At 53.1% G+C, this 21,432-nt stretch carries 17 protein-coding genes; 5 read left to right on the top strand and 12 right to left on the bottom strand.

The genetic code is table 11. The features are described 5' to 3' along the window. Positions 1 to 7 precede the first annotated feature (7 nt). The 3 genes from hcp to aqpZ form a co-directional block, all read right to left on the bottom strand. Entirely contained in the window at positions 8 to 1,660 is a 1,653-nt protein-coding gene (hcp, locus tag FDX01_RS07105; protein ID WP_096756556.1) for a hydroxylamine reductase, read from the bottom strand. Between the two features lie 154 nt (positions 1,661 to 1,814). Next, entirely contained in the window at positions 1,815 to 2,714 is a 900-nt protein-coding gene (locus FDX01_RS07100; protein ID WP_096756557.1) for a lysine exporter LysO family protein, read from the bottom strand. A 269-nt stretch (positions 2,715 to 2,983) separates the two neighbouring features. Beyond that, a complete protein-coding gene (aqpZ, locus tag FDX01_RS07095) occupies positions 2,984 to 3,679 on the bottom strand; it encodes an aquaporin Z (protein WP_168246947.1) in 696 nt (231 codons plus the stop codon). 369 nt (positions 3,680 to 4,048) lie between these two features. Between aqpZ and FDX01_RS07090 the strand changes: the two genes are divergently transcribed. Then, positions 4,049 to 5,707: an ATP-dependent endonuclease gene (locus FDX01_RS07090; protein ID WP_137399517.1), complete on the top strand. Its 1,659-nt coding sequence runs from the start codon at positions 4,049 to 4,051 to the stop codon at positions 5,705 to 5,707. On the opposite strand, the gene FDX01_RS07085 is transcribed toward FDX01_RS07090, so the two are convergent. Next, positions 5,704 to 6,651 carry a VirK/YbjX family protein gene (locus FDX01_RS07085; protein WP_137399516.1) on the bottom strand — a complete coding sequence of 316 codons (948 nt, stop codon included), beginning with the start codon at positions 6,649 to 6,651 and terminating at the stop codon, positions 5,704 to 5,706. The two genes, FDX01_RS07090 and FDX01_RS07085, sit on opposite strands and share 4 nt — an antisense overlap. A gap of 169 nt (positions 6,652 to 6,820) precedes the next feature. Between FDX01_RS07085 and macA the strand changes: the two genes are divergently transcribed. Together macA and macB are read left to right on the top strand one after the other, a co-directional pair. Next, positions 6,821 to 7,936 carry a macrolide transporter subunit MacA gene (gene macA, locus FDX01_RS07080; RefSeq protein ID WP_137399515.1) on the top strand — a complete coding sequence of 372 codons (1,116 nt, stop codon included), beginning with the start codon at positions 6,821 to 6,823 and terminating at the stop codon, positions 7,934 to 7,936. Next, positions 7,933 to 9,879, top strand: coding sequence for a macrolide ABC transporter ATP-binding protein/permease MacB (gene macB, locus FDX01_RS07075; protein WP_137399514.1), 1,947 nt, complete (start codon positions 7,933 to 7,935; stop codon positions 9,877 to 9,879). The genes macA and macB overlap by 4 nt, the downstream gene beginning before the upstream one ends. Before the next feature lie 84 nt (positions 9,880 to 9,963). Here the strand turns inward: macB and cspD are convergent, their stop codons facing one another. Then, positions 9,964 to 10,188 carry a cold shock-like protein CspD gene (gene cspD, locus FDX01_RS07070; RefSeq protein ID WP_096756563.1) on the bottom strand — a complete coding sequence of 75 codons (225 nt, stop codon included), beginning with the start codon at positions 10,186 to 10,188 and terminating at the stop codon, positions 9,964 to 9,966. Between the two features lie 322 nt (positions 10,189 to 10,510). On the opposite strand from cspD, the gene clpS reads away from it, so the two are divergent. Together clpS and clpA are read left to right on the top strand one after the other, a co-directional pair. Beyond that, positions 10,511 to 10,831, top strand: a complete 321-nt coding sequence (gene clpS, locus FDX01_RS07065; protein ID WP_003036810.1) for an ATP-dependent Clp protease adapter ClpS — start codon at positions 10,511 to 10,513, stop codon at positions 10,829 to 10,831. A 29-nt stretch (positions 10,832 to 10,860) separates the two neighbouring features. Then, on the top strand, positions 10,861 to 13,137 hold the full coding sequence (gene clpA / locus FDX01_RS07060; RefSeq protein ID WP_096756564.1) for an ATP-dependent Clp protease ATP-binding subunit ClpA: 2,277 nt from the start codon (positions 10,861 to 10,863) through the stop codon (positions 13,135 to 13,137). A gap of 246 nt (positions 13,138 to 13,383) precedes the next feature. Here clpA and yegQ read toward each other — a convergent pair whose 3' ends face one another. The 7 genes from yegQ to FDX01_RS23620 all read right to left on the bottom strand — a co-directional run. Next, positions 13,384 to 14,745: a tRNA 5-hydroxyuridine modification protein YegQ gene (yegQ, locus tag FDX01_RS07055; RefSeq protein WP_115258081.1), complete on the bottom strand. Its 1,362-nt coding sequence runs from the start codon at positions 14,743 to 14,745 to the stop codon at positions 13,384 to 13,386. A 120-nt stretch (positions 14,746 to 14,865) separates the two neighbouring features. Continuing rightward, positions 14,866 to 15,579, bottom strand: a complete 714-nt coding sequence (locus FDX01_RS07050) for a tetratricopeptide repeat protein (RefSeq protein WP_168246948.1) — start codon at positions 15,577 to 15,579, stop codon at positions 14,866 to 14,868. Continuing rightward, positions 15,579 to 17,687, bottom strand: coding sequence for a DUF4034 domain-containing protein (locus FDX01_RS07045; RefSeq protein ID WP_137399513.1), 2,109 nt, complete (start codon positions 17,685 to 17,687; stop codon positions 15,579 to 15,581). The genes FDX01_RS07050 and FDX01_RS07045 overlap by 1 nt, the downstream gene beginning before the upstream one ends. A 79-nt stretch (positions 17,688 to 17,766) precedes the next feature. Continuing rightward, complete coding sequence (gene baeR / locus FDX01_RS07040; protein WP_115258084.1) at positions 17,767 to 18,489, bottom strand: two-component system response regulator BaeR; 723 nt, start codon at positions 18,487 to 18,489, stop codon at positions 17,767 to 17,769. Further along, positions 18,486 to 19,889: a two-component system sensor histidine kinase BaeS gene (gene baeS / locus FDX01_RS07035; protein ID WP_137399512.1), complete on the bottom strand. Its 1,404-nt coding sequence runs from the start codon at positions 19,887 to 19,889 to the stop codon at positions 18,486 to 18,488. The genes baeR and baeS overlap by 4 nt, the downstream gene beginning before the upstream one ends. Continuing rightward, positions 19,889 to 21,301 (bottom strand): MFS transporter, encoded by a 1,413-nt coding sequence (locus tag FDX01_RS07030; protein WP_137399511.1) that lies wholly within the window; start codon positions 21,299 to 21,301, stop codon positions 19,889 to 19,891. The genes baeS and FDX01_RS07030 overlap by 1 nt, the downstream gene beginning before the upstream one ends. Continuing rightward, the coding region (locus tag FDX01_RS23620; protein ID WP_249360899.1) for a hypothetical protein at positions 21,298 to 21,432 on the bottom strand (135 nt) is incomplete at its 5' end. The genes FDX01_RS23620 and FDX01_RS07030, both read right to left, overlap by 4 nt.

Below are 21,432 nucleotides of genomic sequence, written 5' to 3'. Positions count from 1 at the left end.
TAACTCCTTACGCGCTCAGCAGCTGCTTCATGTCTTCTTCAACGGTGGTCACGGAACGCAGACCGAATTTCTCGTTGAGCACAGCCAGCAGGTCCGGCGTGAAGAAGCCTGGTGCAGTCGGGCCAGTGACGATATTTTTCACGCCCAGAGACAGCAGGGTCAGCAGAATAACAATCGCTTTCTGTTCGAACCAGGAGAGCACCAGAGACAGCGGCAGGTCGTTCACGCCACAGCCCAGTTTCTCAGCCAGGGTCACCGCCAGGATGATGGCAGAGTATGCATCGTTACACTGACCGGCATCAACCAGACGCGGCAGACCTTCGATATCACCGAAATCCAGTTTGTTGAAACGGTATTTACCACAGGCCAGGGTCAGGATCAGGCAGTCGTCCGGTACGCTGGTGGCGAAATCGGTGAAGTAGTTACGTTCGCCGCGTGCGCCATCGCAACCGCCGACCAGGAAGATGTGACGCAGTTTTTCGCGGCTCACCAGGTCGATCAGCGTATCAGCAGCACCCAGCAGCGTCTGACGACCGAAACCTACGGTGATCAGGTGCGGGATTTCGCTGTACGGGAAGCCTGCCATTTGTTGTGCCTGCGCGATAACCGGACCAAAGTTGTCGCCTTCGAGGTGGCTCACACCCGGCCAACCGACGATGCTACGGGTCCAGATGCGGTCGTCGTATGCACCAACGGTTGGATCGATGATGCAGTTAGAGGTCATCACGATTGGGCCAGGGAAGCGGGCGAACTCAACCTGCTGATTCTGCCAGCCGCTGCCGTAGTTACCGATCAGGTGTTTGAATTTACGCAGTTCCGGATAGCCGTGTGCTGGCAGCATTTCACCGTGGGTGTAGACGTTAACGCCGGTGCCTTCGGTCTGCTCCAGCAGATTGTATAAATCTTTCAGGTCGTGACCTGAAATCAGGATGCATTTACCTTCGGTCGCTTTAACGTTGACCTGAGTTGGGGTTGGGTGACCGTATTTGGTGGTTTCACCAGCATCCAGAATGCTCATCACTTTGAAGTTCATCTGGCCGATTTCCATAGAGCACTCCAGCAGAGCGTTCATATCGGAAGGCCAGGTACCCAGCCACGCCATGATTTTGTGGTACTGCGCGTAGATATCGTTGTCGTACTGACCCAGAACGTGCGCGTGCTCCATGTAAGCTGCCGCACCTTTCAGGCCGTACAGGCACAGCAGACGCAGGCCGAGAATGTTCTCGCCGATAGTCGCTTTGTCTTTGTTCGGGGTAAATTCAGCCGCCTGGCGCTGCAGGTCGCCCAAATCGTCGCTCACCAGCTGCAGGTCAGCCATTGGGTTTTCAACCGTTGCGTTGGCATCAATGTTCAGACACTGCGCTTTCAGGGCGTCACGCATGGCAATGGCTTCACGGGCATAGCCGACGATACGTGGGGAGTCGAAGTTAACGTTGGTCAGGGTAGAGAAGAATGCGCGCGGGGCAAAGTTATCCACTTCATGATCGATGATACCGTATTCACGCGCTTTAACAGCCCATGCAGACAGACCTTGTAGGGAAGCAATCAGCAGATCCTGCAGATCGGAGGTTTCTGCTGTTTTACCGCACATACCTTGCGCGTAAGAGCAGCCGTTCCCTGCCGGAGTACGGATGGTTTGTTCACATTGCACACAAAACATGGTCACACCTTTTAAAGTTATATTTAATATACATGTTTAAGATTATGCCTGCGCGCGAAGGGATTAAAGGGATTTCTGCTACTACTTGCAGGGAGATTGATTTAGCGCAATTTTGGCGGTAGGTGACTACCGCCAGAGGGGTATTTGTGCTGTATCAGGCGGAGAAAAAGGCCATCAACAAAGGCACTAGCAGACTAAGAATAAAGCCGTGAACGATGGCCGCAGGTACCATTTCCAGCCCGCCGCTGCGTTGTAAAACGGGTAGGGTGAAATCCATTGAGGTGGCGCCACACAGTCCTAATGCGGTGGAACGACTGCGGCCGACTAAGCCCGGAATCAGCATAATGGCGATCAGCTCACGAGCCAGATCGTTGAAGAAGGCGGCGCTGCCAATGACGGGACCGAATGACTCGGTCAACAGAATGCCGGACAGGGAATACCAGCCAAAACCCGAGGCCATCGCCAGCGCGGTTTTCAGCGGCAGTCCGAGGATCAGCGCATTAATCACGCCAGCCAGCATTGAACTTGCCACCACGACGACGGCCACAATCATACCCCTACGATTCAGCACAATCTGTTTTAAGGTCATGCCGCTGTTACGCAGTTGGATACCGACCAGGAACAATAAAAAGATCAGCGTATATTCGCTGGCTTCGGTGGCGTGCTGTAAGAATGAGAACCCGGTGAGTCCCAGCAGAAACCCCAGCACAACAACGCCACAAAGTTGTAGCGACTCCAGCGCCATGGCAATGCGTGATGGCAGCTTTTCCTGCCGATGGTTGTGCCGCCAGGGAAGTGAACGCTCGAGCCACAACAGCGCGGCGATATTACATAGCAGAATGACCGTCACGCTGACCGCAGAATAATGCAATATCGATAGCAGATTGCTGGCGAGATTATCCAGAAACGCCAGACTGATACCCATAAAGAAGAGAATAAGGTAAACGATCCAACTCAACAGGCGATTGATGAGTTTTAATGCCGCTCTGTGCCTAAGCGGAATAAGATAGCCCACAATAAGTGGAATCAGAATGATTAACAGCCCTGAAAACATGAAAACCCGGTCCTTGCTGAGAAGTAAGACGAAATGCGCCACTATAACCTAAATAATTCAAGTTGCAGGAAGGCGGCAAGGGAGTGAATCCCCGGGAGCGTACATAAGTACGTGACTGGGGGGAAAGAGCGCAGCCAACACATCTGCAACTTGAAGTATGACGGGTATACACACTACTGAAAGCAAAGAGGGGAGTAAAGTTGCAAATAAAAGGAAATAAAGCGGGGAGGAAAAGACCTGACGTAATGCCAGGTCTTTTTCGTTATCGATTAATCACGCTTTTCCAGCAGCGTGCGATAAATAAGGCCACCGATGATTCCGCCGATAATCGGCATAACCCAGAACAGCCACAGCTGTTGTAACGCCCAACCGCCCTGGAAGAGGGCTACCGCGGTGCTACGCGCCGGGTTTACAGAGGTGTTAGTTACCGGAATACTGATCAGGTGAATTAGGGTCAGTGCCAGACCAATAGCAATCGGTGCAAAACCTGCCGGAGCATGTTTATCCGTGGCGCCATGGATCACTAACAAGAAACCTGCGGTCAGCACAATTTCAATAACAATGGCAGAAAGCATGGAATAACCGCCTGGCGAATGTTCGCCATAGCCGTTTGATGCAAAACCGCTGGCCGTGGCGTCAAAGCCTGCTTTACCGCTGGCGATCAGATACAGCACCGCTGCCGCAACAATCCCGCCGATAACTTGCGCAACAACATAACCAATCACGTCTTTTGCCGGGAAGCGACCGCCCGCCCACAGGCCTAATGTCACGGCCGGGTTAAAATGGCCGCCTGAAATATGTCCCACGGCGTATGCCATGGTTAATACTGTCAGACCGAATGCCAGTGCGACACCGGCAAAACCAATTCCTAACTCCGGGAATGCTGCGGCCAGCACGGCGCTTCCGCACCCACCAAACACAAGCCAAAACGTACCGAAGAATTCAGCTGCTAATTTCCTGAACATAACCACCTCAATTAAAAGTTCCGGGTTCGTTTTCCTGGCCCGGTATTTCATCGCTAAAAGGGACGATGATTAAAGAGCGTGTATTCTAGAAAAAAATATCATCCCTTTGCCACTTAAATTAATGAAAAAATTTGATTTAAGGCAATATGATGTGAATCCTTTTTGGTGTTGAGGTGAATACAGCATAGTTCAATTAGCGAAAAGCAAATGGTTGTCCCCTGTAATAATATCTGGCGTGAATTTAAAGAAGAATATTCTTATTTTTTATTGTTCTGATTTCTGTCTGTGCGATCTCAGGTGTTCTGCACGCCAGCTTGACGCTATACTCCTGATAACTTGAAGGAAAAAGTTAGCATTTCCGGAGGCTATATGATTCTCGAACGCGTTGAGATTGTTGGGTTTCGTGGTATTAATCGGCTGTCGTTGATGCTGGAGCAGAACAACGTGCTGATTGGGGAGAACGCGTGGGGTAAGTCCAGCCTGCTGGATGCACTGACCTTGCTGCTGTCACCGGAATCGGACTTGTATCATTTTGACCGTGAAGACTTCTGGTTTCCGCCGGGCGATATCCAGGGCCGGGAACATCATCTACATATTATTCTTACTTTTCGTGAATCGCAGCCGGGCCGTCATCGGGTGCGCCGCTTTCGTCCGCTGGAAGCCTGCTGGTCTCCCTGTCACGATGACTATCACCGTATTTTCTATCGTCTGGAAGGCGAGTGTGCGGATGACGGTAGCGTCCTGACGCTGCGCAGTTTCCTTGATGGCGAAGGGCGTCCGCTCGCGCTCGACAATATTAACGACCTGGCTTGCCACCTCGTGCGTCTGATGCCGGTGTTGCGACTGCGCGATGCGCGCTTTATGCGGCGTATCCGCAACGGCACGGTGCCGAATATTGCGGAAGTCGAAGTGACTGCCCGCCAGCTGGATTTCCTGGCGCGTGAACTGGCAACCCGGCCACAAAATCTGACGGACGGCCAGATCCGCCAGGGGCTATCGGCGATGGTACAACTGCTGGAACACTACTTTTCTGAGCAAGGCGCGGGCCAGTCTCGCTATCGTCTGATGCGTCGGCGTTCCAATAATGAGCAGCGTAGCTGGCGTTATCTGGATATTATCAACCGGATGATTGACAAGCCTGGCGGACGTACGCATCGCGTGATCCTGCTGGGGCTGTTTTCAACGTTGCTCCAGGCCAAAGGTACGCTCAGGCTGGACAAAGACGCCCGTCCTTTGCTGTTGGTCGAAGATCCGGAAACGCGTTTGCACCCCATCATGTTGTCAGTGGCCTGGCAGTTGCTGAATCTGTTACCTCTGCAGCGTGTGGCGACTACCAACTCCGGTGAATTGCTGTCGCTTACCCCCGTTGAACATGTGGTGCGCCTGGTGCGTGAATCTTCCCGTGTCGCCGCCTGGCGTTTGGGACCAGGCGGTCTGAGCGCGGAAGACGGGCGGCGGATTGCCTTTCATATTCGCTTTAATCGCGCATCGTCATTATTTGCCCGCTGCTGGCTGCTGGTGGAAGGCGAAACGGAAACCTGGGTGATCAACGAACTGGCTCGTCAGTGCGGTCATCACTTTGATGCCGAAGGGATTAAAGTGATTGAATTTGCCCAGTCCGGGCTTAAGCCGCTGGTGAAATTTGCCCGGCGGATGGGAATAGAGTGGCACGTGTTGGTTGATGGCGATGAAGCCGGGAAAAAATATGCCGCCACCGTACGCAGTCTGTTGAGTAACGACCGTGAAGAAGAACGCGATCACCTGACAATGCTGCCCGCGCTGGATATGGAGCACTTTATGTATCGCCAGGGCTTCTCAGATGTCTTTCACCGGGTGGCACAAATCCCGGAGAATGTGCCGATGAATATGCGTAAAATTATCTCCAAGGCGATTCATCGTTCGTCAAAACCGGATCTGGCGATTGAAGTGGCGATGGAAGCAGGGCGGCGCGGTGTTGATGCCGTTCCCACCCTGCTGCGAAAAATGTTTTCGCGCGTGCTGTGGCTGGCACGCGGACGTGCTGATTAGTGGCGGAACATCAGCGACAGCTGTTCGTGGATAGTGTCCAGTAATTGATAGCGGCGGCGATATTCAGCCCGCTTCTTACTGGCAATCTCCGCCTCGCTTTTTCGTGCCAGCGTGCGTGGAATATGGTAATACCCGCGGCTGTCGCATTCACCGCCAACCGACGCCCAAAACGCATTATAGTCGGAGAGAATAACCTTATTTTTATCATGGTAACGTGGGCTGCGAAAGATATGCTGTTCATTGCTGACAGCCATCACGTTTTCTATATTCAACCGTTCGGCTAAACGACAAATCGCTTCCATCACAATCCGTTTTGGGAAAATTCCGTGACAGGACTTCGTTGCTTTTTGTGTTGTCTCGTGAGGCAATTGTGAATTGCCCTGCATGCCACCAATAAAAAGCGTACTTTTTCCGTGATATTCGCAGAACGTAAAGGTTATTTTAGTCAGAACATCTCCAGCGCCATTTTGTACCAGAATGGTACTTTCTCCCTCTTTGTCCAGTACCGGGAACATCATCATGGTGACGGTAAATATTTCGTCGTCTTTGCCTTTAATTTGTGCCAGTTGTAAGCCGCTATTACTTAACAATGCTTTAAATTCAGCAGGTAAAAATGTCTGGCGGATGACATGATAGTGAAAACGCACGGCATCTAAGCGCATTTTACGATCGAAGTTAGCGGCAAGGTAAGGGCGATGCAAACGAACTGGGATTCGGGGCTGGCGGGTGAGCAGGCTATCAAGATCCGGCCACTGAGCCAGTTCAGTCATCCATTCTCTGGTGAGGTGGGGTATTAGTAAAGAACGCCAGATAAACTTACGGCGAAAACTCCGTTTATCCCAGCATTGCCCGGGACGTAATTGACCACGGCTTAGGCTGTAAAAAAGGTTAAAGCTGGTGACAGGATTGCTGGAATGAAAAGTGCTTTCAGTTAGCTGACTCATAATATAAATCCGATGGAAGCCTGAGACGTATTTGTAGTAATTTCAGCACAGCGGATCTTAACCATTCATCAATAACTCTGTTATTCTTGGCGCTTTTCAACGGCTATTTATTTATCGTTGACGTTTAACACTCCACTCTGGTGGACGTTTTGGGGGAATTGGGACATTTATGAAGCTCAAGGGAAAAATCAAAAAACGCTATTTTATCTTCGCCGTCATCATTATTGTGGCGGTAATTGCACTTTGGCGAACGCTTAATGCGCCATTGCCGCAATATCAAACATTAATTGTGCGACCCGGCGATCTTCAGCAAAGTGTATTGGCAACCGGGAAGCTGGATGCGCTGCGTAAAGTTGACGTCGGGGCGCAGGTGAGCGGGCAGTTAAAAACGCTGTCCGTGGCGATTGGCGATAAAGTTAAAAAAGATCAGCTGCTTGGCGTTATTGATCCTGAGCAGGCGCAAAACCAGATCAAAGAAGTCGAAGCCACGCTGATGGAATTACGTGCCCAACGTATGCAGGCCGAGGCCGAGTGGAAACTGGCGCGGGTGACGCTTTCTCGCCAGCAACAGCTTGCGAAAACGCAGGCGGTTTCGCAGCAGGATCTCGATACAGCAGCCACGCAGATGGCGGTCAAACAGGCGCAAATTGGCACCATTGATGCACAAATTAAGCGTAATCAGGCTTCTCTTGATACGGCAAAAACGAACCTCGACTACACCCGTATTGTGGCGCCAATGGCTGGCGAAGTGACGCAAATTACCACCCTGCAGGGGCAAACCGTGATCGCCGCCCAGCAGGCACCTAACATTCTTACGCTGGCTGACATGAGCACCATGCTGGTTAAAGCCCAGGTTTCCGAGGCAGATGTCATTCACCTGCATCCGGGGCAAAAAGCCTGGTTTACCGTGCTGGGTGATCCGCAGACACGCTACGAAGGTACGCTCAAAGATGTGCTGCCGACGCCTGAGAAAGTGAACGATGCGATTTTCTACTATGCCCGCTTCGAAGTACCCAACCCGAAAGGGATCCTGCGCCTGGAAATGACCGCGCAGGTACATATCCAACTGACGGACGACAAAAACGTCCTGACCATCCCGCTGGCGGCGCTGGGCGAGCCTGTTGGCGACAACCGCTATAACGTCAGGCTGCTGCGCAACGGCGAAACCCGCGAGCGCGAAGTTTCTATCGGCGCCCGTAACGATACCGATGTGGAAATCGTCAAAGGGCTGGAAGAGGGTGATGAAGTCATCATCAGCGAGGCGAAACCCGGAGCGGCACAATGACGGCGTTGCTTGAGCTGAGCCATATCCGCCGCAGCTACCCGTCAGGCGAAGGGCAGGTAGAGGTGCTAAAGGACGTCTCTTTGAGCATCCAGGCGGGTGAAATGGTGGCGATTGTCGGGGCGTCTGGTTCGGGGAAATCGACGCTAATGAATATCCTCGGCTGTCTGGATAAGCCTTCCAGCGGCACGTATCGGGTTGCGGGGCGTGACGTCTCCACGCTCGATAGTGATGCGTTAGCGCAACTGCGGCGCGAGCATTTCGGTTTTATTTTTCAGCGCTATCATTTGCTCTCGCATTTAACGGCGGCGCAAAACGTGGAGGTGCCAGCGGTCTATGCCGGAACCGAACGCAAGCAGCGTCTGGCGCGGGCACACGCGTTACTGCAGCGCCTGGGGTTGGGCGATCGTGTGGATTACCAACCTTCCCAGCTTTCCGGTGGCCAGCAGCAGCGCGTCAGTATTGCGCGTGCGCTGATGAACGGCGGACAGGTCATTCTCGCAGACGAACCTACCGGTGCGCTGGACAGCCATTCCGGCGAAGAGGTGATGGCCATTCTGCATCAGCTGCGCGATCGCGGGCATACGGTGATTATTGTCACCCACGACCCGCAGGTTGCGGCGCAGGCTGAACGGGTGATTGAAATTCGTGACGGTGAAATTGTGCGCAATCCACCGTCGCACAAAACAGCCAGCGGACACGGCATAACCGAACCTACGGTAACGACGGCATCCGGCTGGAGTCAGTTTGTCAGTGGTTTTCGCGAGGCGCTGACCATGGCCTGGCTGGCCATGGCTGCCAACAAGATGCGTACGTTGCTCACTATGCTGGGCATCATTATTGGTATCGCGTCGGTCGTGTCGATTGTGGTGGTCGGCGATGCAGCAAAACAGCTGGTACTGGCCGATATTCGCGCTATCGGCACAAATACTATTGATATCTATCCCGGCAAAGATTTTGGTGACGATGACCCGCAATATCAGCAAGCGCTGAAGTATGACGATCTGACGGCGATTCAGAAGCAACCGTGGGTCAGTTCCGTGACGCCTGCCGTGTCGAAGAATCTACGGCTGCGTTATGGCAACATCGACGTGGCAGCCAGCGCTAATGGCGTGAGCGGCGATTACTTCAATGTCTATGGTATGACGTTCAGCGAGGGAAACACCTTTAACGCCGAGCAGTTAAATGGTCGGGCGCAGGTGGTGGTGCTGGACAGTAACACCCGACGCCAGTTGTTCCCGAATAAAGCGAAGGTGGTGGGTGAGGTCGTGCTGGTCGGCAATATGCCGGCCACCGTCATTGGTGTGGCGGAAGAGAAGCAGTCGATGTTTGGCAGCAGCAAAATTCTGCGGGTCTGGCTGCCTTACAGCACCATGTCCGGGCGCATTATGGGGCAATCGTGGCTGAACTCTATTACCGTTCGCGTGAAGGAAGGTTTTGACAGCACTCAGGCGGAGCAACAGCTTACCCGACTGCTGTCGTTGCGGCATGGTAAAAAAGATTTCTTCACCTGGAATATGGATGGCGTTCTGAAAACCGCTGAAAAAACCACGCGCACCTTACAGTTATTCCTGACGCTGGTGGCGGTCATTTCGCTGGTGGTGGGCGGGATCGGTGTGATGAATATTATGCTGGTTTCCGTCACCGAACGAACGCGCGAGATTGGCATTCGTATGGCGGTTGGCGCGCGCGCCAGTGATGTACTGCAGCAGTTTTTGATTGAAGCGGTGCTGGTGTGTCTCGTTGGTGGGGCGCTCGGTATCAGTTTATCGATGCTGATTGCTTTCACGCTACAGCTTTTCCTGCCCGGTTGGGAAATCGGATTCTCACCTTTCGCCCTGTTGACGGCTTTCTTGTGTTCAACGGCGACCGGGATTTTGTTCGGCTGGCTCCCGGCGCGCAACGCGGCAAGGCTGGACCCGGTGGATGCCCTGGCGCGGGAATAACGTGTTGTATTGAAAAAGAAATAAAAATGCCAGCTCTGGGGGCTGGCATTTTGTCTGCAGGATGTACACAATGAGACAGAAGAGCTATGCGACAGCTTCTGCTTCAAGTACGGGCACAATAAGACTGGCGTGATTGCCTTTTGGACCCTGGTGGACATCAAACTGGACAGATTGTCCGGCTTTTAGCGTTCTGTAACCATCCATCTGAATGGTGGAGTAATGAGCGAAGATATCTTCGCCGCCGCCTTCAGGGCAGATGAAACCGAACCCTTTGGCATTGTTGAACCACTTAACAGTACCCGTTTCCATACTTCGACATCCTTCGTAAATCTTATATAAGTAAGATGGAATGAACCGGTGGCGGAGTGGGGGCTGTTCAAAACCTCGCCAACTCTCGAGACTACAATTTAGAGAAATCAGGCGGGGCGTCAAGCGCCAGACGGGCGGAATCGGGTAAAAATGCATCAAAATTTGAAGCAGTTAACGCTATTGTCGGATATGTGACAGATGTCGCGGATGACACTGATAGATGATAGTTATCTAATAATTGAGGTAGATTGATTGTGCGCATAGGCTCTTGTCAGCGGCAAGTTATTCTGCCGGTAACCGTAACTGAAGATGACGACTGACAATGGGTAAGACGAACGACTGGCTGGATTTCGATCTGCTGGCGGAAGATAAATTGCGCGACGCGCTAAAACCGCCATCTATGTATAAAGTGATATTAGTCAATGATGATTACACTCCGATGGAGTTTGTTATTGACGTGTTACAAAAATTCTTTTCTTATGATGTAGAACGTGCAACGCAACTGATGCTTGCTGTTCACTATCAAGGTAAGGCTATTTGCGGCGTATTTACCGCCGAAGTGGCTGAGACCAAAGTGGCGATGGTGAACAAATATGCGAGGGAGAACGAGCATCCGTTGCTATGTACGCTGGAAAAAGCCTGAATCAGGCATAAACATTGGGGGAGGTGCCTATGCTCAATCAAGAACTGGAACTCAGTTTAAACATGGCTTTCGCCAGAGCGCGCGAGCACCGACATGAGTTTATGACCGTCGAGCACTTGTTACTGGCGTTGCTCAGTAACCCATCGGCCCGCGAAGCGCTGGAAGCGTGTTCTGTGGACCTGGTGGCGCTCCGTCAGGAACTCGAAGCCTTCATTGAACAAACCACTCCCGTATTGCCTGAGAGCGAAGAAGAGCGCGACACGCAGCCGACGTTGAGTTTTCAGCGTGTGCTGCAACGCGCGGTCTTCCATGTTCAGTCCTCGGGGCGTAATGAAGTGACGGGCGCCAATGTACTGGTTGCCATCTTCAGCGAGCAGGAATCCCAGGCGGCCTATCTGCTGCGTAAGCATGAAGTTAGCCGACTGGACGTGGTGAATTTTATTTCTCATGGCACGCGCAAAGACGAACCGAGTCAGTCTGCTGACTCCGGTAATCAGCCAAATAACGAAGAGCAAGCTGGCGGGGAGGATCGTATGGAGAACTTCACCACTAACCTTAACCAGCTCGCTCGGGTGGGTGGGATTGACCCGCTCATTGGCCGCGAAAAAGAGCTGGAGCGGGCTATTCAAGTACTGTGCCGTCGTCGTAAAAACAACCCGCTGCTGGTCGGTGAGTCTGGCGTCGGTAAAACCGCGATTGCCGAAGGTCTGGCCTGGCGTATTGTCCAGGGCGATGTGCCGGAAGTGATGGCCGACTGCACGCTTTACTCCCTGGATATCGGTTCGCTGCTGGCGGGCACCAAATACCGTGGGGATTTCGAAAAACGCTTTAAAGCGCTGCTGAAACAGCTGGAACAGGATACCAACAGCATTCTGTTTATCGATGAGATCCACACCATTATCGGTGCGGGTGCGGCATCGGGCGGCCAGGTGGATGCGGCAAACCTGATCAAACCGCTGCTCTCAAGCGGTAAGATCCGCGTGATTGGCTCAACCACTTACCAGGAGTTCAGTAACATTTTCGAGAAAGACCGTGCGTTAGCGCGTCGCTTCCAGAAAATTGATATTACGGAACCGTCGGTGGAAGAAACCGTGCAGATCATCAACGGGCTGAAACCGAAATACGAAGCGCACCATGACGTTCGCTACACCGCCAAAGCGGTACGTGCAGCGGTGGAACTGGCGGTGAAATACATCAACGATCGTCACCTGCCGGATAAAGCGATTGACGTGATCGATGAAGCGGGCGCGCGGGCGCGTCTGATGCCGATCAGTAAGCGTAAGAAAACCGTCAACGTGGCGGATATCGAGTCCGTGGTAGCCCGCATAGCGCGGATCCCGGAGAAGAGCGTGTCGCAAAGCGATCGCGATACGCTGAAGAATCTGGGCAACCGTCTGAAAATGCTGGTATTCGGACAGGATAAAGCCATTGAGGCGCTGACCGAGGCCATCAAGATGAGCCGTGCTGGCCTGGGCCACGAGCACAAACCTGTGGGATCGTTCCTGTTTGCCGGTCCGACTGGTGTCGGGAAAACCGAAGTGACGGTGCAGTTGTCCAAAGCGCTGGGCATTGAACTGCTGCGTTTTGATATGTCTGAGTATATGGAACGCCACACCGTCAGCCGTCTGATTGGTGCGCCTCCGGGATATGTCGGCTATGACCAGGGTGGTTTGCTGACCGATGCGGTCATTAAGCATCCGCACGCGGTGCTGCTGCTGGATGAAATTGAGAAAGCGCACCCGGATGTCTTTAACCTGCTGCTGCAGGTGATGGACAACGGTACGCTGACCGACAATAACGGGCGCAAAGCGGATTTCCGCAACGTGGTGCTGGTGATGACCACCAACGCCGGGGTGCGTGAAACCGAACGTAAATCGATTGGCCTTATTCATCAGGACAACAGCACTGATGCGATGGGGGAAATCAAAAAAGTATTTACGCCGGAATTCCGTAACCGTCTCGACAATATTATCTGGTTCGATCACCTCTCTACCGAGGTAATCCATCAGGTGGTCGATAAATTTATTGTTGAGCTTCAGGTGCAGCTGGATCAGAAAGGCGTCTCTCTGGAAGTGAGTCAGGAAGCGCGTGACTGGCTGGCAGAGAAAGGCTATGACCGTGCAATGGGCGCACGTCCGATGACGCGTGTAGTCCAGGATAACCTGAAGAAACCACTGGCCAACGAACTGTTGTTCGGTTCGCTTGTCGATGGCGGTCAGGTGACCGTAGCGCTGGATAAAGAGAAAAATGAGCTGACCTATGGCTTCCAGAGTGCACAAAAGCACAAGCCAGAAGCCGCACATTAATCTTCTATCGCATCACAGACCGGGCGTAATGCCCGGTTTTTTTTCGCCTGGTTTTCGGAAAGGTAGATTACAGGCAAAAAATAAGCCTGCGTAAGGGAGATTACGCAGGCTAAGGAGGTGGTTCCTGGTACAGCTAGCATTTATGGGTTATGTTTTTCAGCGAAACGGATAATACCCTTATTGAACGAAACGGTATGTGATCGATTTCTAAGAATCTTCCGAACGCTGAAAAATAACCGTAACTAACTACTTATCATGCGGGTTGCGCGTGGACTCACCGGCAAAATTACGCATTAACAATGCATAATTCAGATCGATATCTTCTGGGACCGGCATCCAGACGGTGTAACCGTCGCCCGGCGCCACAGGCATCGCTTCGCCTTTGGCATTTTCCATCTGCTCGAGCGTGAAATTGACGTTGCCCTGCGGGGTCATCAGCTCCAGGCTATCGCCGACGGTGAATTTATTTTTCACGATAACCGCAGCCAGTTCACCTTTACGCTCACCGGTGAATTCACCGACAAACTGCTGGCGTTCGGAAACGGAGAAACCATATTCGTAGTTCTGATAGTCGTCATGCGTATGGCGACGCAGGAAACCTTCGGTATAACCGCGATGCGCGAGGCCTTCCAGCGTTTCCAGCAGCTGCGGATCGAACGGTTTACCGGCGGCGGCATCGTCAATTGCTTTACGATACACCTGCGCGGTACGTGCGCAGTAGTAATAAGACTTGGTGCGACCTTCGATTTTCAGCGAGTGCACACCCATTTGGGTCAGGCGCTCAACGTGGGCAATAGCGCGTAAATCTTTGGAGTTCATGATGTAGGTGCCGTGTTCGTCTTCGAACGCGGTCATGTACTCGCCCGGACGCTGGGCTTCTTCGAGCATAAACACTTTATCCGTTGGCGCGCCAATACCCAGCGTCGGCTCAACGTTTTGTACCGGGATAGGCTCGTACTTGTGCACGATGTTACCCACCACATCTTCTTTGCCTTCCTGCACGTTGTATTCCCAGCGACAGGCATTGGTGCAGGTTCCCTGGTTTGGGTCACGCTTGTTGATGTAACCGGAGAGCAGGCAGCGGCCGGAGTAGGCCATGCACAGTGCGCCGTGAACGAAGATTTCAAGCTCCATATCCGGCACCTGGGTGCGGATCTCTTCAATTTCTTCCAGTGACAGTTCACGGGACAGGATCACGCGGGTCAGCCCCATCTGTTTCCAGAATTTTACCGTCGCCCAGTTTACGGCGTTCGCCTGTACTGACAGGTGAATATCCATGTCCGGGAAGTTTTCGCGCACCAACATAATCAGACCTGGATCGGACATGATTAATGCATCCGGCCCCATTTCCACCACCGGCTTCAGGTCACGAATGAAGGTTTTCAACTTGGCGTTGTGTGGTGCAATGTTGACCACTACATAGAATTTTTTACCCAGTTCATGGGCTTCATTGATGCCGAGCTGTAAGTTTTCGTGGTTGAATTCGTTGTTGCGTACGCGCAGGGAGTAACGTGGTTGGCCTGCGTAGACGGCATCTGCGCCATAGGCAAAAGCGTAACGCATGTTCTTCAGCGTTCCCGCAGGGGAAAGGAGTTCCGGTTTAAACATAATTTTCTCGTTCTGATGACAGGTCAGACTCGCCTCACTCGGTGAGGCGGTTAGGGGAGTGCCCCCATATTAAGGGCGGGCATTGTAGCGCTGCGCGAGGAGACAGTAAACCTTGCGGGTTCAATCAACCCGCAGATAGTGCCCGTCGGCGCGCACGTACATACCGAAGCCGCAGTTTTGCGGATCGTCGGTACTGGCGTCGATGCCTTCAGGTGTGACCGTCAGCGAGATATCGCAGTGGATGTAGTCACTCTCTCTGAGTGCAATCACGCCTTTATTGTTTTTCAGCGTGACCAGTTCTGAGAATTCACCGATGTTTGGTCCGTAATAGAGGGCCATCATGCCGAAATAATACCCTTGGAAATCAACCTGAAAGTCTGATTTTTTCTCTGTAGGTTTAACAATCAGCGTTTCCCAGGTTGCCAGACCGGCGTAGTTCCAGTATTCCCCGGCAGGGGAGTCGCTTTTCGGCAATGCGGCTAACTTTTCTTTGATAAGCCCCAGGTTGTAGATTGATTTGGCATCGTTGGGATTAATGGTCAGCCAGGCTTGCGCTTTGCGCCATTCACCCTGACGCATCCAGGTTAGCGCCACGTTGTTATAGGCTGTCGCCACGGTTTTATCATCAAGCTGACAACCTTCGCTCCAGGTCACCTGTTTTTCAAAGGCTTCACGCGCTTTGGCATAGTTCCTGGCTTTATAGAACTGCTCACCCTGGCTGGCGTAGGTAGGGACTTTCGCGCAGTCGGCTTGCAACTGCTGCTCGGTGATTTCTGCTCTGGCAGGCGTGCAAAGCAGCAACAGAGGGCAGAAGGAGAGTAATATTAAGCGCATTATCTGTTCCATATATCTTTATTCGGCAGTTCTGAATCAGCAATTTTCGAGGTATGCCAGGCAAAGCGACAGCGTTTCGCGAGGGTATCGAAATGTAGCGGAGATAATTCAGTAAATAACGCGTGATCCGGGAAAAGTGTAATAAAGAAATAGGCCCAGCGCGCACTGGCTTTCATGTTGAACAGTTTCTTGTCGTGTTTATTACCATACAGCCACGACAGCGTCACCATGGCTTCCGCCGTACCGTTGTAGCCTTCTTCCTCCAGGATGCTCAGGTAGGAATGCGCCAGGGTAAAATCGTTTACCTCGCGAAGTTTCAGCAGGAAGACGCTCCAGGCTTGCTTCGAACCGAACCGATCGGCCTGATGTAAATTATCAAGCAGGTTTTTTTCGTAAACGGAACGCATGCCGGCATGGGTTTCTTGCTGGGCTAAACGTTCGTAGCAATCGGCGATTTTGCTGTGAATATCCTGCAGGTCATGTTGATACGCGTGGTATCCGGCGTTAACGACCAGTCGATAGGGGGTCTTCTCTTGCAGCGCGACCTGTTGGTGCAAAATCTCCGCTGCACGCTGAAAATAATTTAGCGCAGTAACGGGATCATAAGGAAGCAGGCTATTGTTGTCTGGGTTATTGTATTCGAGGGCCTGCAAGTAGTAGGCGCAGGGCAGGTTTCTCTGAGCACCCAGCTCTGCCAGTAAGGCAAAATGCTGCGGTAGATCGAGCCAGTCAATATCTTTGATGGCTGACTGCCAGTTATTGTTATATTCCAGTGCAGCTACGCTATCGAGTACGGCAATGCCCTGTGCTTCATCTTTTTCAAACCCGAATAATCCCGCGTACTGGAAATAACCGCTGTAGATTCTGGCGGCGTAAAACTCGGTTTGCCTGGCGTTCTGGTGCAAGAAATTATAAATCCACCAGGTGTCCGGGAAGTCGCGTAGCGCAAATTTTAGCGCGTACACGGTGTAGTAATGACTCAGCTTGAGGTTTTCCGCGACCGCACGTTGAATGGTATACCACAGGGCGTCGAGATCGCTCAGATCGTTATAGCAGGTTAACAGCCACTCCAGCGCATGATGACGAGAACTTTGGCTATGCGCCCGCTGGGCAATATCTTCGGCTTTGGCGATAAACGTTTCCCGTTCCGGTGGGTACTCGAGTTCCTTAATACGCAAATCGCGACAGGTGTCCCACCAGATTAATAATTCCAGATGCTCGCGCTCGGCGGCACAAAGATGGCCGCAGGTTGGTGAGGCCAGAAATTCACGAATGCCCTCGTGTGAACCACCCCAGCGTGGCATCTGAAATGGAATGTATTCATCCAGCGCGTAAAATGCGCGCGGAAAAATAGCCAGACACACAGAGAGCCAGTATTCAGCCTCGGCATCGCCCTTGCAATCTGGCAGTACCGCTGGACGCGGTAGATTTGGGCACGCTGCATCTTCCAGAGAAAGCCCGGAAAAGGCCATCAGCGTTTCCATTTCCTGCGGCGAATCCTGATGATATTTGGCTAACACCTGCATCAGCGGTTGCCCGGTGAAATCGGTACCCTCAAGAAATTCAATTAACCAGTCGGGTTGACCGAAGACTTTTGTGTTGGTGCTGGTTAATAAGGCAACCATCCACTGGCGTGGCTCGCAATCGATAGCATTCAATGCGGCAATGACCATTCGCTCGTTGCAGGCCCCGGCGCAAACCCACATTGCGGCAGACGTCTCCTCTGCCCAACCATAGCTACGGTAAAGCCACGCGCGGTGGTTCCAGTACTGGGCTTCGGCAAGCCAGGCGTGAGTCGAGCGCGGGCGGGCGTGCTGCCAGGCTTTGATGAGAGCTAATCCTTGCGGACCTGCATCGACGAGAGCATCCATATCATAAAAACGGTTGCACATTTGGGTCCAGGCGAGGAAGTAACGCTTTTCAGCTTCACGGCTGGTGAAGCTGTCCGTCAGCGCCTGGTTGAAGCGGGCGTCTAGCTCATCGTAGCGCGCTTCGCGCAGCAGTACGGGAATATTGGCGATATGCCAGACGCGTTGCTCGTCAGTATGCGGCAGTTTGCTATTGCACATCTCACGCATTGCGTTGAGTATGCGTTCATCCTGAACCATGGACAGTCCTTTTGGCTACGATGTAGGTGTAAATTCCCTACACTGTAGCCTATAACTGCGAAGCGTGAGATTTTTTTAATTACGCTATCCGACAGGCATCCGCTTCCCAACGATACCCGACGCCGTACACTGCGCGGATAAACGACTGTTCGGCGTCCAGCGACTCCAGCTTGCGCCGCAGGTTCTTGATATGGCTGTCGATGGTGCGATCGGTCACGACCCGGTAGTCATCATAGAGATGGTTAAGCAACTGCTCGCGGGAGAAGACTTTTCCCGGCTCATGCGACAACGTTTTCAGTAGGCGGAACTCCGCCGGGGTTAAGTCGAGCATCTTCCCGCGCCATGACGCCTGAAAACGGCCTTCATCAACGATCAGCGGGCTGGCAGCATCCAGTTGTTGCAACTCGCGCTGGGGTTTACAGCGGCGCAGTATTGTCTTCACGCGGGCGACAACTTCGCGCGGGCTGTAGGGCTTACAGATGTAGTCATCGGCACCGATCTCAAGTCCCAACAGACGGTCAATTTCTTCGATTTTGGCGGTGACCATCATGATCGGCACTTCAGAGAAACGTCGAATTTCCCGGCATAGGGTCAAGCCGTCAGTGCCTGGCAGCATCAGATCCAGCAAAATCAGATCGGGTGGCGTCTGGCGCACGTACGGTAAAACCTGGTCACCGTGGTTGATGAGCGTCGGGGCATAGCTCGCTGCACGCAGGTAGTCGATAAGCAATTGTCCCAGCTTGGGTTCATCTTCCACGATCAGAATACGCGGCGTGTTTTCATCAATGGGTAACTCTGTCATACATCTCTCTGTAAATCGCGTTCCAGCGGTAACTCTACTGTAATGCTTACCCCGCCAAAAGGCGAATGGGCGGCGCGGATATGCCCATTGTGCGCCTCAACAATATTGACGCAAATCGCCAGACCCAGACCGGAGCCTCCGCTGGCGCGGTTACGCGAACCTTCGGTGCGATAAAATCGCTCAAACAGTTTTTGCAGCTGTGCATCGTTTACGCCCGGGGCTGAATCGGCGAAGGTCAGTAAGACCTGGCGCTCGCGCTGTTCGGCGGAAATACGCAGCCCGCCGCCGCTGTCGGTATAACGTAGGCTGTTTTCCAGCAGGTTATTGAACAGTTGCATCAGACGATCCCGGTCGCCAAACACCGTCATGCTGTCCGGCAGCGAGAGTTGTATTGTCAGTCCGCGGCTGGCAAAACGCTCGCGAAACGCGCCGCTTGCGACTTCCAGTAACGGGATCAGATCCAGGGAGGTTTTTTGGTAGGCCAGGGCGCCTTCATCTGACATTGAGAGCTGATGGAGATCGTCCACCAGTTTGGTCAGCGTGCCCACTTCGGCCTGTAAAGAGGCCACCGAATCTGGAGTGAACTGGCGAACGCCATCCTGAATCGCTTCCAGCTCGCCGCGCAACACCGCCAGCGGCGTGCGCAGTTCGTGAGAAATATCGGCCATAAAATCACGGCGCATTTGCTGGTTCTTTTCCAGCGTACTGGCCAACTGGTTGAAATCCTGCGCCAGTTTGCCCAGTTCATCGGTGCTGGTGGGGGCAACGCGGGTGGTGAAATCCCCCGCGGCCAGCTTGTGCGTGCCGTCCACCAGACGCTTGACGGGGGCCAGCAGACTACGCGCCAGTGTAAACGTAGCCAGCGCTGCCAGGATAGTGGAGAGCGCGACGATCAGCCAACTGGTACGGCGCTGCTGTTTATCGAAATTAATATCTGTATTACGCGTTAAGCGTTCTACGGGCGACGCGATGACGGCACCCACTTCGATCCCGTTAACCATGATTGGGCGGCGCGTGCCGTCGCCGGGAACCGGACCACGTGGGCCGACCAGCACGCGGGCGTTTTGGTCGATGACCCAAAACTGGGTACGCCAGCCGTGCGGCGGCATACCGGGGCCTGGCTTGTCATCGTTGTTGTCGTGTTCAAAAGAACGCAGGATCTGAAAAACAAAACGATCGTTATTGCGCAGAAACCGCCAGTTGCCATGTTGCTGATATTGTTCGCCCAGCGCGTCGCTCAGCATTTGTAGCCGCTGTTCATTGCCGTGTTTGATGTAGTCAATAAATCCGCGTTCGAAGCTTACCCGTACGGCCCAGTGCATGCTAATGAGTAGCACAATGCAGGTGGCAAAAATCGCCAGAAACAGTTTGCCGGTTATTCCGGGTCGCCATAACTTCATCAGTTGCTCCTTTTACGCCGTGAAATCACCGCGTTGGTTTGCGTATCGTTTGGCACGCGGGCAAAAATCATCGCTGGCAGCGCGATAATCAGGGCAATGCACAGCCAGGTATACATAAAGACGGTATGGGTGCTGCCGCTGTCGAGAGCGATATGCTGTTGACCAAACATGCCCAACAGCAGGCCAGCGATGGTTACCCCGATACTCATCGACAGCTGCATGATCATCGACAGCAGGCTGTTGCCGCTGCTGGCGAGATCGTCAGGTAAGTCTTTTAAGGTCAGGGTGTTCATCGATGAAAAACGGGTGGAGTTGACCATGCCTTGTAAAAACAGCACGAAGGGCAGCACGTAATACCAGCCGAGCAGGGCGGTGGTCATCAGCAACAGGCAGACCAGCGACAGGCCCAGCGTGGTGGCAACCAGCACCCGACGATAACCAAACCGGTTGACGACCTGAACCACAATACGCTTCATGCCCATGCTGCCCAGTACCATCGGGATCATCATCAGCCCGGCATGAAACGGCGAAAAGCCCAGCCCAATCTGCAAAAACACCGGCGTCATAAACGGTAACATTCCGCTACCAATGCGCCCGGCAAAACTGCCAAGCAGGCCTAATGAGAAGGTGGGGGTGCGAAACAGATGCAGACTGAACAGTGCACGCGGGTTGTTGCTGGCGTGTCTGATATACAGAAGGATTGCCAGCACGCCGCAGATAACCAGCGCCGCCAGCGTAATGTCTGAGATCCCGCTGCCTTTGCTGCCATCCAGCGCCAGCGTCAGTGCCGCCATGCCAACGGCCAGCAGCATAAATCCCGAAAGATCGAAGCGCCGGGTTTGCAACGTGTAGTTAGGCATCAGCATTAAGGTGGCTATTGCCCCAATAATGCCGACGGGAATGTTAATCAGGAAAATCCAGTGCCAGGACGCATACTCCACCAGAATGCCGCCTAATGCCGGGCCGAGCAACGGGCCAATTTGCCCCGGTAAGGTGACGAAGGTCATTGCCGCCATATACTGCGTGCGCGGGACAATCTTCATCACCGTCAGCCTGCCGACTGGCACCATCATCGCACCGCCGACGCCTTGTAACACGCGGGCCATTACCAGCTCATTGAGCGTGCTGGACCCGGCGCAAAACAGCGATCCCAGCGTGAACAGGATGATGGCGGTGAAGAAAATATTACGTACGCCGATCTTGTCTGCCAGCCAGCCGCTGGCGGGCAGCATCACCGCCACAGTTAAGACATACGACACAATGACCATATGCATATGCAACGGGCTTTCGCCGAGGCTTTTGGCCATTGCAGGCAGCGCGGTATTGACGATGGTGGTATCCAGCGATTGCATAAAAAAGCCGAACGCCACAATCCAAAGCTGCCAGCGGGTGCTGTCGGGAAGTTCTGTCATAAGTCTGCTACCGGGTTGCTGTTTTTACGCGAAAAACGCATACGCAGACGGTCGAAAAAGAGATACACCACCGGGGTGGTGTACAGCGTCAGCAGTTGGCTCACTACCAGCCCGCCGACGATAGTTATCCC

Origin of the sequence: Citrobacter sp. wls613, from assembly GCF_005281195.1 — a bacterium.
Taxonomy (GTDB): domain Bacteria; phylum Pseudomonadota; class Gammaproteobacteria; order Enterobacterales; family Enterobacteriaceae; genus Citrobacter; species Citrobacter gillenii.
This window is presented reverse-complemented; position numbering and strand designations above follow the sequence as displayed.